This is a genomic window from Pseudomonas allii, assembly GCF_055380095.1.
Genome location: NZ_AP039450.1, coordinates 1,415,934 through 1,429,226, shown reverse-complemented (window position 1 = coordinate 1,429,226; position 13,293 = coordinate 1,415,934). Strand labels below are relative to the sequence as shown.

10 protein-coding genes are annotated in these 13,293 nt (G+C 59.3%); all 10 read right to left on the bottom strand.

Annotation, left to right across the window (positions count from 1 at the left end):
- Window positions 1–54: 54 nt before the first annotated feature.
- Complete coding sequence (locus ACZ445_RS06385; RefSeq protein WP_058425278.1) at window positions 55–1,002, bottom strand: acetyl-CoA carboxylase carboxyltransferase subunit alpha; 948 nt, start codon at window positions 1,000–1,002, stop codon at window positions 55–57.
- A 129-nt stretch (window positions 1,003–1,131) separates the two neighbouring features.
- Entirely contained in the window at window positions 1,132–4,653 is a 3,522-nt protein-coding gene (dnaE, locus tag ACZ445_RS06380) for a DNA polymerase III subunit alpha (RefSeq protein WP_058425279.1), read from the bottom strand.
- A 72-nt stretch (window positions 4,654–4,725) separates the two neighbouring features.
- Window positions 4,726–5,358: a ribonuclease HII gene (gene rnhB / locus ACZ445_RS06375; RefSeq protein WP_464708095.1), complete on the bottom strand. Its 633-nt coding sequence runs from the start codon at window positions 5,356–5,358 to the stop codon at window positions 4,726–4,728.
- The gene (lpxB, locus tag ACZ445_RS06370) at window positions 5,355–6,494 is read right to left on the bottom strand and encodes a lipid-A-disaccharide synthase (RefSeq protein WP_464708094.1); all 1,140 of its coding nucleotides are present in this window, start codon (window positions 6,492–6,494) and stop codon (window positions 5,355–5,357) included. The genes rnhB and lpxB overlap by 4 nt, the downstream gene beginning before the upstream one ends.
- Window positions 6,495–6,496: 2 nt before the next feature.
- The gene (lpxA, locus tag ACZ445_RS06365) at window positions 6,497–7,273 is read right to left on the bottom strand and encodes an acyl-ACP--UDP-N-acetylglucosamine O-acyltransferase (protein WP_058425281.1); all 777 of its coding nucleotides are present in this window, start codon (window positions 7,271–7,273) and stop codon (window positions 6,497–6,499) included.
- Window positions 7,270–7,710 (bottom strand): 3-hydroxyacyl-ACP dehydratase FabZ, encoded by a 441-nt coding sequence (gene fabZ, locus ACZ445_RS06360; RefSeq protein ID WP_003172281.1) that lies wholly within the window; start codon window positions 7,708–7,710, stop codon window positions 7,270–7,272. The genes lpxA and fabZ overlap by 4 nt, the downstream gene beginning before the upstream one ends.
- 111 nt (window positions 7,711–7,821) lie before the next feature.
- On the bottom strand, window positions 7,822–8,877 hold the full coding sequence (gene lpxD / locus ACZ445_RS06355; RefSeq protein ID WP_058425282.1) for a UDP-3-O-(3-hydroxymyristoyl)glucosamine N-acyltransferase: 1,056 nt from the start codon (window positions 8,875–8,877) through the stop codon (window positions 7,822–7,824).
- Window positions 8,878–8,880: 3 nt separating this feature from the next.
- A complete protein-coding gene (locus tag ACZ445_RS06350) occupies window positions 8,881–9,384 on the bottom strand; it encodes an OmpH/Skp family outer membrane protein (protein WP_003219314.1) in 504 nt (167 codons plus the stop codon).
- 45 nt (window positions 9,385–9,429) lie between these two features.
- Window positions 9,430–11,817 (bottom strand): outer membrane protein assembly factor BamA, encoded by a 2,388-nt coding sequence (gene bamA, locus ACZ445_RS06345; protein WP_058425283.1) that lies wholly within the window; start codon window positions 11,815–11,817, stop codon window positions 9,430–9,432.
- A gap of 74 nt (window positions 11,818–11,891) precedes the next feature.
- A complete protein-coding gene (rseP, locus tag ACZ445_RS06340) occupies window positions 11,892–13,244 on the bottom strand; it encodes a sigma E protease regulator RseP (RefSeq protein ID WP_058425284.1) in 1,353 nt (450 codons plus the stop codon).
- Window positions 13,245–13,293: the final 49 nt, after the last annotated feature.

The following is a 13,293-nucleotide window of genomic DNA, read 5'->3' as shown; positions in this document are numbered from 1 at the left end:
GACACTCAGCAATCGGGGGCAAGCCCCCTCCCACATTTGGGTATTGCGTGGGTCTTAGAGACCGTAGCTCATCAGACGCTCGTAACGACGGGCCAGCAGCGCTTCGTTATCCAGCTTCTTGAGCATCGCCAATTGCGAGCCCAGTTCCGCGCGAATGGTCGCAGCGGCGGCAGCCGGGTCACGGTGGGCGCCGCCCAATGGCTCGGCGATCACTTTGTCCACGATACCCAGGCCTTTGAGGCGATCGGCGGTGATGCCCATGGCTTCGGCAGCGTCCGGTGCCTTTTCGGCGGTTTTCCACAGGATCGAGGCGCAACCTTCCGGCGAGATCACCGCGTAGGTCGAGTATTGCAGCATGTTCAATTGATCGCAGACACCAATGGCCAGCGCACCACCGGAACCACCCTCACCAATGACGGTGGCGATGATCGGGGTTTTCAGGCGGGCCATGACGCGCAGATTCCAGGCGATAGCCTCGCTCTGGTTACGCTCTTCGGCGTCGATCCCCGGATAAGCGCCCGGGGTGTCGATGAAGGTCAGGATCGGCATCTTGAATCGCTCAGCCATTTCCATCAGGCGGCACGCCTTGCGGTAGCCCTCTGGACGCGGCATGCCGAAGTTGCGACGGACTTTCTCGCGCACTTCACGGCCTTTCTGGTGACCGATCACCATCACCGGCTGGTCGTCCAGGCGGGCGATACCGCCGACGATGGCGGCGTCGTCGGAGAAGTGGCGGTCGCCATGCAGCTCGTCGAACTCGGTGAAGATGTGCTGAATGTAGTCCAGGGTGTACGGACGGCGCGGGTGGCGAGCCAGGCGCGCGATCTGCCAGCTGGTCAGCTTGCCGAAGATGTCTTCGGTGAGCGTTTTGCTCTTGTCTTGCAGGCGGGAGATTTCATCGCCGATATTCAGCGAATTGTCATTGCCGACCAGGCGCAGCTCTTCGATCTTGGCTTGCAGGTCAGCGATCGGCTGTTCGAAATCAAGAAAATTCGGGTTCATAAGCGTCCGTCTTGGGTCGACGGCCAGGGCGTGCCTGGCCAGCCGGTTGTCTATTCGCGCCCTACCTTAAGGGAGAGGCGCGTTTAGGTCGAGATTAAATGTTTAGTCGAAGTCAGACATATCTGACCGTCAACGGTATTGGAGGAAGACGTTGTCTCGCCCGAACTGGTCACGCAAAGCTTGAATCAAGCCATCAGCGGGATCGATTCGCCAGGTCTCGCCAAACTGCAACATGGCCTTGGCGTCATTGCCGGTGTACTCCATGGTCACCGGGCATGCACCACGGTGGCGTTTGAGCAGGTCGCCCAACCAGCGTAGCTGATCACCCTTGAGCGCTTCGGTTTTCACCTTCAAGCGCAGGCTTTCGGCCAGATTGGTGCGCGCATCTTCCATACTCATCACCCGCTTGATCCGCAGGCGCAGGCCACCAGAGAAGTCATCGTTGCTGACCTCCCCTTCCACGACCACCATGGCATCGGTCTGCAACAACGACTGGGCGGAGTGGAACGCGTCGGCAAACAGCGACGCTTCGATGCGGCCCGAGCGGTCGTCGAGGGTGATAAAACCCATCTTGTCGCCCTTCTTGTTCTTCATCACCCGCAGGGCAATGATCATACCGGCGACGGTCTGGGTGTCCCGCGCCGGTTTCAGGTCGATGATGCGCTGACGGGCGAAGCGGCGGATTTCACCTTCGTATTCGTCAATCGGATGGCCGGTCAGGTACAAGCCCAGGGTATCTTTCTCACCCTTGAGGCGTTCCTTGAGGGTCAGTTCCTTGGCCTTGCGGTGGTTACCGTAGACATCCGCATCTTCTTCGACGAACAACCCGCCAAACAGGTCGGCATGGCCGCTGTCATGGGTACGTGCAGTCTGTTCGGCCGCCTTGATCGCTTCTTCCATGGCGGCGAGCAGCACCGCACGGTTACGGTCGATATTGGCCTGGTAGGCCTTGGGCTCATCATGGAAATACGGGCCGAGACGGTCGAGCGCGCCGCTGCGGATCAGGCCGTCGAGGGTTCGTTTGTTGATGCGCTTGAGGTCAACCCGTGCGCAGAAGTCGAACAGGTCCGTGAACGGACCGTCCTGGCGCGCTTCGGTGATGGCCTCCACCGGCCCCTCGCCGACGCCCTTGATCGCGCCCAGGCCATAGATGATGCGGCCTTCATCGTTCACCGTGAACTTGAACTCCGAGGCGTTCACGTCCGGTGCGTCGAGGCGCAGCTTCATGGTGCGCACTTCCTCGATCAAGGTCACGACCTTGTCGGTGTTGTGCATATCCGCCGAAAGTACCGCCGCCATGAACGGCGCCGGGTAGTGGGCTTTCAGCCACGCGGTCTGGTACGACACCAGGCCGTAGGCGGCGGAGTGGGATTTGTTGAAGCCGTAACCGGCGAATTTCTCCACCAGGTCGAAGATGTTACCCGCAAGGTCGGCGTCGATATTGTTGGTAGCACAACCTTCAATGAAACCGCCGCGCTGCTTGGCCATTTCCTCGGGTTTTTTCTTACCCATGGCTCGACGCAGCATGTCCGCGCCACCCAGGGTGTAACCGGCCATCACCTGGGCAATCTGCATCACCTGTTCCTGATACAGGATGATGCCGTAGGTCGGTGCCAATACCGGCTTGAGGCCCTCGTACTGGTAGTCCGAGTGCGGGTAGGCCAGCTCGGCGCGCCCGTGTTTACGGTTGATAAAGTCGTCCACCATGCCCGATTGCAGCGGGCCCGGACGGAACAGGGCCACCAGTGCGATCAAGTCTTCCAGGCAGTCGGGCTTGAGCTTTTTGATCAGCTCTTTCATGCCGCGGGATTCAAGCTGGAACACCGCCGTGGTTTCGGCTTTTTGCAGCAGCGTGTAGGTCGGCTTGTCATCCAGCGGGATAAAGGCGATATCCAGCGGTTCTTCGTTGACCTTGGCGCGGTCGCGGTTGATGGTCTTGAGCGCCCAGTCGATGATCGTCAGGGTCCGCAGGCCGAGGAAGTCGAACTTCACCAGGCCGGCCGCCTCCACGTCATCCTTGTCGAACTGGGTGACCAGGCCGTCGCCTTCTTCATCGCAATAGATCGGCGAAAAGTCAGTCAACTTGGTCGGCGCGATGACCACGCCACCGGCGTGCTTACCGACGTTACGCACCACGCCTTCCAGCTTGCGGGCCATCTCCCAGATCTCGGCCGCTTCTTCATCGACCTTGATGAAGTCGCGCAGGATTTCTTCCTGCTCATAGGCCTTTTCCAGGGTCATGCCGACTTCGAACGGGATCATCTTCGACAGGCGATCCGCCAGGCCGTAGGACTTGCCCTGCACCCGAGCCACGTCGCGGATTACCGCTTTGGCCGCCATGGAGCCGAAGGTGATGATCTGGCTGACCGCGTTGCGGCCGTATTTCTCGGCCACGTATTCGATCACACGGTCACGGCCATCCATGCAGAAGTCGACGTCGAAGTCGGGCATGGAAACCCGTTCCGGGTTCAGGAACCGTTCGAACAGCAGGTCATATTCCAACGGATCAAGGTCGGTGATCTTCTGCACATAGGCCACCAGCGAACCGGCACCTGACCCCCGGCCCGGGCCAACCGGCACGCCGTTGTTCTTGGCCCACTGGATAAAGTCCATCACGATCAGGAAGTAACCGGGGAAGCCCATCTGGATGATGATATCCAGCTCGAAATTCAGCCGGTCCACATAGACCTGGCGCTTGGCCTCGTAATCTTCGGTGGTGTCCTTGGGCAGCAGAACGCTGAGGCGCTCTTCCAGCCCGTCGAAGGACACCTTGCGAAAATATTCATCGATGGTCATGCCATCCGGAATCGGGAAGTTGGGCAGGAAGTGCTTGCCCAGCTTCACTTCGATATTGCAGCGCTTGGCGATCTCGACGGAGTTTTCCAGGGCCTCGGGCAGGTCGCTGAACAGCTCGGCCATTTCATCGGCGCTTTTGAGGTACTGCTCTTCGCTGTAGTTCTTCGAGCGACGCGGGTCATCCAGGGCCCGGCCTTCGCCGATGCAAACACGGGTTTCGTGGGCCTCGAAGTCTTCCTTCTTGATGAAGCGCACGTCGTTGGTCGCCACCAGCGGCGCGCCCAGTTTGTCGGCCAGGGCCACGGCGGCGTGCAGGTGCTCTTCATCGTTGGGGCGGTTGGTGCGCTGGACTTCCAGGTAGAAACGGTCGGGGAAGACCTGCATCCATTCCTTGGCCAGCACTTCGGCTTCTTGAGGGTTGCCGCCCAACAATGCAATGCCGATCTCGCCCTCTTTGGCGGCCGACAGCATGATCAGGCCTTCGCTGGCCTCGGCGACCCATTCGCGCTCGATGATAATCGAGCCATTGCGTTGGCCGTCGATAAAACCACGGGAAATCAGTTCGGTGAGGTTGCGGTAACCCACGCCGTTCATCGCCAGCAGGCTGATGCGGCTCAGGGGGTTATCCGGGTCTTTGTTGGACAGCCACAGGTCGGCGCCGCAGATCGGCTTGATGCCGGCGCCCATGGCGTTCTTGTAGAACTTGACCAGGGAACACATGTTGTTCTGATCGGTGACCGCGACCGCAGGCATGTTCATGCCCACCAGGGTTTTGACCAGCGGTTTGATCCGTACCAGGCCGTCGACCAGGGAGTATTCAGTGTGCAGGCGTAGGTGAACGAATGAAGCCGGCATAGTGATCTCTTATACGTGGAAGCAACAAGGCCCGGATTGTACCGGGCCTTGGCAAAAACATCAGCCTCGCGACTACACCTCGCTGAGACTCTCCCGCGCCTCGTAAGCCTGACGCACCGGGGCGAACGAGCGGCGGTGGATCGGTGTCGGGCCAAGACGTGCCAGGGCTTCCAGATGAACGGGCGTCGGGTAGCCTTTATGACCGCCGATGCCATAGCCCGGGTAGATCAATTCGAAAGCCGCCATTTCACGATCACGACTGACCTTTGCCAGAATGGAGGCCGCCGCAATCGCCGGCACCTTGCTATCGCCCTTCACCACCGCCTCCGATGGCATGGCAAGTCTGGGGCAGCGGTTGCCATCGATCATCGCCAGTTTGGGCGTGATGTGCAGGCCCTCCACGGCACGCTGCATGGCGAGCATGGTGGCGTGGAGGATGTTCAATTCGTCGATTTCTTCAACTTCGGCCCGGGCGATGTGCCAACTCAGGGCTTTCTCGCAAATCTCGTCGTAGAGCTTTTCGCGCCGCGCTTCGGTGAGTTTTTTCGAGTCGTTGAGGCCGAGGATCGGACGGTTTGGATCGAGGATCACTGCCGCCGTGACCACGGCGCCACACAAAGGCCCGCGCCCGACTTCGTCAACACCGGCCACCAGTTCGTGGGCTTCGGCAACCAGGCTGAAATCCAGGCCCATTTGCGTACTCATATCGCCTCCTGTTTCTGGCCGATCAACGTCAATACAGCGTCTGCCGCCTGGTTAGAGGCATCACGGCGCAGTATGCGATGGATAGCGTCGAAACCACGGGTCTGTTCTTCGCCACCCTCGATCAAGGGGAGCAGGGTCTGCGCGAGCGCCTCAGGCGTCGCATCGTCCTGCAACAACTCCGGCACCAACAGGCGTTGGGCCAGCAGATTGGGCAGGGAGATGTAAGGGCTTTTGACCATGCGCTTGAGAATCCAGAACGTCAGCGGCGCCAGGCGGTAGGCCACGACCATCGGGCGCTTGTACAGCAAGGCCTCCAGCGTGGCCGTCCCCGAAGCGATCAGCACCGCATCACAGGCCGCCAGGGCCAGGTGCGATTGACCATCGAGCAGGGTCAACGGCAGGTTGCGCCCTTCCAGCAGCGTTTCGATCTGCGCGCGACGCTGCGGGCTCGCGCAAGGCAGCACGAAACGTACCCCTGGTTTCAACGCTTGCAGACGCTCGGCGGCATCGAAGAATACAGAGGCCAGGCGACCGACTTCGCCGCCACGGCTGCCCGGCATCAACGCAACCAAGGGGCCGTCGGGCAAACCCAGTTCGGCACGCGCGGCGGCGCGATCCGCCTGCAAGGGAATAGTGTCGGCCAGAGTGTGCCCGACAAACCGCACCGGCACGCCCTTTTCTTCATAGAACCGCGCTTCGAACGGCAGCAACGTCAGCATCAGGTCGCAGCCTTCACGGATCTTGAGCACGCGCTTCTGCCGCCATGCCCAAACGGACGGGCTGACATAGTGCACCGTCTTGATACCGGCCTGGCGCAACTTGAGTTCGATATTGAGGGTGAAGTCCGGCGCGTCGATTCCGATGAACACGTCGGGCTTTTCTTCGATCAGGGTCTGGATCAGCAGCTTGCGACGGGCCAGCAGCTCGCGCAGGCGACCCAGCACCTCGACCAGCCCCATGACCGACAAACGCTCCATGGGGAAGTAGGACGTAAGCCCCTCAGCCTGCATCAGCGGGCCGCCAACGCCGATGAACTCTACCGCTGGATGCTGGGCCTTGAGGGCTCGCATAAGACCTGCGCCCAGAATGTCGCCGGAAGCTTCCCCGGCCACCAGCGCGATACGCAGATTAGCCATGATCAGCGGGTGATGCCGCGAGTCGACGCCTGGATCGAGTCACGGAACACCGCGACTTCCGGGAACAACGCTGCCGGCTCGGTCAGTTGGGTCAACGCCTGTTCCACCGTGAGCCCCTGGCGGTAAACCACCTTGTAGGCGCGGCGCAGGGCGTGGATGGCTTCTTCGCTGAAACCCCGACGGCGCATGCCTTCGAAGTTCATGCTGCGGGCTTCGGCGGGGTTGCCGAATACCGTGACGAATGCCGGAACATCCTTGCCAATGGCGGTGCCCATGCCGGAAAAGCTATGAGCACCGATATGGCAGTACTGATGCACCAGGGTGAAACCGGACAGGATCGCCCAATCGTCAACATGCACATGGCCGGCCAACGCGGTGTTGTTGACCAGGATGCAATGGTTGCCGATCACGCTGTCGTGGCCGATATGGGCATAGGCCATGACCAGGTTGTGGTCACCCAGGGTGGTTTCAGCCCGATCCTGCACGGTGCCACGGTGAATGGTCACGCCTTCACGGATGATGTTGTGATCACCGATTACCAGGCGGGTCTCTTCACCCTTGTACTTCATGTCCGGGGTGTCTTCGCCTACCGAGGAGAACTGGTAGATGCGGTTGTGTTTGCCAATGCGGGTCGGACCTTTGAGGATCACGTGCGGCCCGATGACAGTCCCCTCGCCGATTTCCACACCTGCGCCGATGATCGACCAGGGGCCGACCTCAACGTCGGCGGCCAGAACGGCCGACGGATCGATGATTGCGCGAGGGTCAATCAAACTCATAGTTTGCGTTCCGCACAGATGATCTCGGCAGAGCACACCGGCTTGCCATCCACCGAGGCCTGGCATTCGAACTTCCAGATCTGGCGCTTGCAGCTGATGAACTTGGCTTCCAGGATCAACTGGTCACCCGGGGTAACCGGGTTGCGGAAACGCAACTTGTCGGAGCCCACGAAATAGTAAAGCGTGCCATCGGCAGGCTTGAGGTCGAGCATTTTGAAACCAAGGATACCGGCAGCCTGGGCCATCGCCTCGATGATCAACACACCCGGCATGATCGGATGCGCAGGAAAGTGACCATTGAAGAACGGTTCGTTGATGCTGACATTCTTGTAGGCACGAATGCGCTTTTCCTCGACATTGAGGTCCACTACGCGATCCACCAACAGGAACGGGTAACGGTGAGGCAGGTATTCGCGAATCTCGTTGATGTCCATCATTTCGGGGGGAAGCCTGTAATAAAGATTGGGGGCGGGCGAACTAAAAGCACGCCCCGCTAGCAAATCAAGGAGGCAGTCTAGCGGCTGTGCACACTTGATATGGAAATGGTATCAGCCTTCTGATGAAGCATTACCGCCAGGGGTCACGTCCCCAACACGCTTTTCCAGCTGTTTGAGACGTCGAGCCATGTCGTCGAGCTGCCTCAACCGTGCTGCACTCTTGCGCCATTCAGCCGCAGGCTGCATGGCGGTACCGGAAGAATAAGCACCCGGTTCGGTAATCGAGTGGGTGACCATGGTCATGCCGGTGATGAAGACGTTGTCGCAAATATCGATGTGCCCCACCAGCCCGACGCCACCGGCCAGCATGCAATGCTTGCCGATCCGGGTGCTGCCGGAGATACCCACACAGGCTGCCATGGCGGTGTGATCGCCAATCTGCACGTTGTGGGCGATCTGGATCTGGTTGTCGAGCTTTACGCCGTTGCCGATCACGGTATCGGCCAGGGCCCCGCGATCAACAGCTGTGTTCACGCCAATTTCCACGTCGTCGCCGATCAATACGCCGCCGACCTGGGCAATCTTGTTCCAGATGCCCTTGGAATTGGCAAAGCCAAAGCCTTCACCACCGATCACGGCACCTGACTGGATGACCACACGCTCACCGATACGCACGTCGTGGTACAGGGTTACGCGGGGTGCCAGCCAACCGCCTGCGCCGATTTCGCAGCGCGCACCGATAAAACAATGGGCACCAATGGTCACGCCCGCCGCAATGCGTGCACCGCTCTCGATCACCGCAAAGGCACCGACGCTGGCAGCAGGGTCAACCTGGGCATCATCGGCGATCACAGCAGACGGGTGAATACCGCCAGCGGCCTTGGGTTTGGGATCGAACAGATGCGACACCCGCGCATACGCCAGGTACGGGTCGGCCACCACCAGCGCATCCCCGACAAACCCTTCGGCATCAGCGGCCTTCAGCAACACGGCTGCGGCTTGGCTGTCGACCAGGTATTTACGGTATTGGGGGTTTGCGAGGAAGCTCAACTGAGCTGGGCCAGCCTCCTGCAAGGTGGCTAGCCCAGTAATTTCCTTCTCCGGGGAGCCACGTAAGGCGGCCCCCAGGAACTCGGCCAACTCGCCGAGTTTGATAGTCGCGGTCATGGCTTACTTCAGCTGGTTCATGCGCTCGATCACCTGACGGGTGATGTCGTATTGAGGCTTGACGTCGATCACAGCGCCACGCTCGAACACCAGGTCAAAGGCACCTTTCTTGATGACTTCTTCCACAGCGCTGTCGAGTTTCGGCTTCAGCTGTTTCAGCATTTCGCGGTCAGCAACAGCTTTGGCTTCGTTCAGTTCTTTGGACTGGAACTGGTAGTCACGGGCCTTTTGCTTGAATTCAAGCTCCAGACGCTCGCGCTCGCCTTGCTGCATCTTGTCACCACCGGCGACCAGACGATCCTGGATGCCCTTGGCGCTGCTTTCCAGGGTCTTGAGCTTGGTCAGTTGCGGACCGAATTTCTTCTCGGCATCCACGGCGTATTTCTTGGCCGCATCGGATTCCAACAGGGCCATCTGATAGTTCAGGACGGCGATTTTCATTTCGGCGAAGGCCGGGGTTGCTACCAGCACGGTTGCCAGCAGCACCAATTGAGTCAACTTACGCACGATGTACTCCTACAGAATCCGTTGTCGTTATCTTGGGTCAGACGCTTAGAACGTCTGGCCGAGGGAGAATTGGAAAATCTGGGTTTCAGCGTTATCCGGTTTCTTGATCGGCATGGCCAGAGCAAAGCTCAATGGGCCAAGCGCAGTCACCCAGGTCACACCCACGCCCACGGAGCTTGCCAGGTTACTCAGGCTCACGTCGTTACACTGAGTGTTGGACTTCACGCCGCTCGGGTTACGGATCTGCTCGCATTTGGAGTCGAACACGTTACCCACGTCCCAGAATACCGAAGTACGCAGGGAGCGCTGATCTTTCACGAACGGCAGCGGGAACAGGATTTCCGCACCACCCTGGATCAGGACGTTACCACCGAACGGCAGTGGGTCGTTGTCGGAGTCCGCTACGGTGCCCTGGTTACCGGTTACACCAACACCACGGCTCGGAGTACCACGCGGGCCCAGGGTGCTGTCCTTGAAACCACGTACGGAGTTGAAGCCACCCGCATAGTAGTTCTCGTAGAACGGTAGACCATTGGTGGAACCATAACCATCGCCGTAGCCCAACTCAGTGTGCAGGCGCATGGTGTAGTTGTCGCTCAACGGCTGGAACAGCTGGCCGCGGTAGTCGAGCTTGAAGAACGACAGGTCGCTGCCCGGGGTGGTGGTTTCCAGGGTCAGGCTCTGGGAATGACCACGGGTCGCCAGTACACCTTTGTTCAGCGTCGACTCGGACCAGCCGGCGGACGCCTTGAAGTTCAGGAACTTGTCACCTTCACGACGGGTGAAGTCGAAGATTTCGTCCACGGTGTAGACACCGGTCTTGATCTCATCCTGCTGCGCGGTCAAGCCGAACGTCAGGCGCGAGGTCTCGCTGATCGGGTAACCCACGTTCACGCCAGCACCAAGGCTGTCGATTGCATAGCTGGCTACGTCAACGTCGAGGTCTTTGTAGTCAGTGGTGCGATAGAAGGCGTTGTAGCCCAGGCTCACACCGTCAGCAGTCCAGTAGGGATCGGTATAACCGAAGTTATATCGGCTCTGGTATTCGCTTCGGGTCAGGCCGATGGAAACTCGGTTACCAGTACCCAGGAAGTTGTTCTGGGTGATCGAACCGCCGAGGATCAGGCCGGCGCTCTGTGCGAAACCGACGCTGGCGGTGATGGAACCCGATGCTTGTTCTTCAACGGCGTAGTTCACGTCAACCTGGTCATCCACACCCGGTACGGCCGGGGTTTCGACGTTGACTTCCTTGAAGAAGCCGAGGCGCTCAAGACGGGTCTTGGACTGGTCGATCAGGTAAGTCGAGGCCCAGCCGCCTTCCATCTGACGCATTTCACGACGCAGCACTTCGTCCGCAGACTTGGTGTTGCCGCGGAAGTTGATACGGTTTACGTAGGCACGCTTGCCTGGATCGACCACGAAGGTGATGTCCACGGTGTGGTCATCATCATGGGGCGTCGGCACACCGTTGACGTTGGCGAAGGTATAGCCTTCGTTGCCCAGGCGACGGGTGATCAGTTCGGATGTGGTGGTCATCAGCTTGCGCGAGAACACCTGGTCTTTCTGCACCAGCAACAGCGCCTTGACCTGGTCTTCAGGCACTTTCAGGTCGCCGCTCAGCTTGACGTCGCGAACCTTGTACTTCTCGCCTTCGTTGACGTTGACGGTGATGTAGACGTGCTTCTTGTCCGGGGTGATCGACACCTGGGTCGAAGCGATATCCATATTGATGTAGCCACGGTCCAGGTAGTAGGAGCGTAGGCGCTCCAGGTCACCGGACAGTTTTTCGCGGGCGTACTTGTCATCGTTCTTGAAGAACGACAGCCAGTTGGTGGTCTTGAGTTCGAACAGGTCGATCAGGTCGTCATCAGAGAACTTGGTATTGCCTACCACGTTGATGTGCTGGATCGCCGCCACAGTGCCTTCGTTGATGTTGACCTTGAGGCCGACACGGTTGCGCGGCTGCGGTACCACTTCCGTTTCCACGGTCGCGGAGTAGCGGCCCTGGGCAACGTACTGGCGTTGCAGCTCGTTACGCACACCTTCGAGGGTGGCGCGCTGGAAGATCTCGCCTTCGGCCAGGCCGGATTGCTTCAGACCCTTCATCAAGTCTTCAGTCGAGATCGCCTTGTTGCCTTCGATCTCGATACTGGCGACGGAAGGTCGCTCGACCACGGTGATGACCAGGACGTTGCCTTCGCGACCCAGTTGGATGTCTTGAAAGAAACCGGTTTTGAACAGCGCACGAGTGGATTCCACCAGGCGACGGTCATCAGCCTGTTCCCCAACGTTCAACGGCAAGGCGCCAAAGACGCTACCCGCGGAAACCCGCTGGAGGCCGTTGACGCGAATATCGGAGATGGTGAAGGACTCGGCGTGAACTTCGGCGATCATCAATACGGTGAGAACCGCAGTTAGCAGCAGACGTTTCATGAAGTCCTTTCTTATTCCAACTGGCAATAAACAAACTGCCGCAAAATGCGGCAGATTCGCAATTCAGCGAAGCGTTACAGTCGACCCAGATCGTTGACCAGGGCTAACAACATCACCCCGACCACCAAACTGATACCGATCTGTATCCCCCAACCCTGCACCCGATCCGACAAGGGGCGACCACGCACCCACTCGACCAGATAAAACAACAGATGCCCCCCATCCAATACTGGAATGGGCAGCAAATTCAGGACCCCCAGGCTAATACTTAGATAAGCCAGGAAATTCAGGAAATCCGCGACACCCGACTGGGCAGAAGCGCCCGCCACTTTAGCAATGGTTATCGGTCCACTCAAGTTTTTTACCGAGAGCTCGCCGAACAACATTTTCTTGAGGGATTCGAGCGTCAGCACACTCATGGTCCAGGTGCGTTTCGCACCCTCGCCAATTGCCGCCAACGGCCCGAAACTCACCTCACGCACCATCGATGGCGGCCAATCGACACCTTTGACTCCGGCACCCAGGTAACCCCCGGCCGCCTTGGCCTCCCCGCGAACCGACAAGGTCACAGGGACGTCGATTTGAGCACCGTCGCGTTCAACTTTCAGCACAATTTTGGTATCAGGGCGTACACGAACCAGATCGACCACCTGTTGCCAGTCACCCAGTGGCTGACCATCGAGGGCCAACAGGCGATCGCCGGTTTTCAGGCCCGCAGCTTGGGCCGGACCTTTCGGATCCAGCTCGGCAAGCACCGGCGGCAAGGCCGGACGCCATGGACGTATGCCCAGGGATTTGATCGGATCAGGCTCATCAGCGCCCTTGAGCCAATGGTCTAGAGCCAGCTCACGCGGGCTCTCGGCCGTGGAGTCCTGCTCGCGTACCACTACATTCACGGTGCCGCTTTCACCCAGGCGACGCACCAACTGCAAATTGACTGCACCCCAACCTGTGGTGGGTTCGCCATCAATGGAAACAATTTCTTGTCCAGCAACCAGTCCTGCCTTGCCGGCAATGCTGTCCGCCTCAACTGCACCGATGACCGGACGCACCTGCTGGCTGCCCAGCATGGCCAACACCCAGAAGAACACCATCGCCAACAGGAAATTGGCGATCGGACCTGCAGCAACAATAGCGATACGCTGACGAACGGTCTTGCGATTGAAGGATTGATCCAACTGATCTACCGGTACCTCGCCTTCACGCTCATCGAGCATCTTGACGTAGCCACCCAATGGGATGGCCGCGATCACGAACTCCGTGCCACGGCGGTCGTGCCAGCGCAACAGCGGCATGCCGAAGCCGACGGAAAAACGCAATACCTTGACGCCGCAACGACGTGCCACCCAGAAGTGACCGAATTCGTGGAAGGTAACCAGCACACCCAGAGCAACCAGGGTGCCGACAATCATGTAAAGCGCACTCATCTAATTTCTCCGCATTCCAATCCAGTGCCTGAAGGCTCGAACCCGCCCA

What these genes read in the sequence shown, in the direction of transcription:
- fabZ (WP_003172281.1), bottom strand. Translation starts at nt 7,710, where the DNA reads ATGATGGACATCAACGAGATTCGCGAATACCTGCCTCACCGTTACCCG.
- bamA (WP_058425283.1), bottom strand. Translation starts at nt 11,817, where the DNA reads ATGAAACGTCTGCTGCTAACTGCGGTTCTCACCGTATTGATGATCGCC.
- dnaE (WP_058425279.1), bottom strand. Translation starts at nt 4,653, where the DNA reads ATGCCGGCTTCATTCGTTCACCTACGCCTGCACACTGAATACTCCCTG.
- rnhB (WP_464708095.1), bottom strand. Translation starts at nt 5,358, where the DNA reads ATGAGTACGCAAATGGGCCTGGATTTCAGCCTGGTTGCCGAAGCCCAC.
- lpxB (WP_464708094.1), bottom strand. Translation starts at nt 6,494, where the DNA reads ATGGCTAATCTGCGTATCGCGCTGGTGGCCGGGGAAGCTTCCGGCGAC.
- lpxA (WP_058425281.1), bottom strand. Translation starts at nt 7,273, where the DNA reads ATGAGTTTGATTGACCCTCGCGCAATCATCGATCCGTCGGCCGTTCTG.
- ACZ445_RS06385 (WP_058425278.1), bottom strand. Translation starts at nt 1,002, where the DNA reads ATGAACCCGAATTTTCTTGATTTCGAACAGCCGATCGCTGACCTGCAA.
- rseP (WP_058425284.1), bottom strand. Translation starts at nt 13,244, where the DNA reads ATGAGTGCGCTTTACATGATTGTCGGCACCCTGGTTGCTCTGGGTGTG.
- lpxD (WP_058425282.1), bottom strand. Translation starts at nt 8,877, where the DNA reads ATGACCGCGACTATCAAACTCGGCGAGTTGGCCGAGTTCCTGGGGGCC.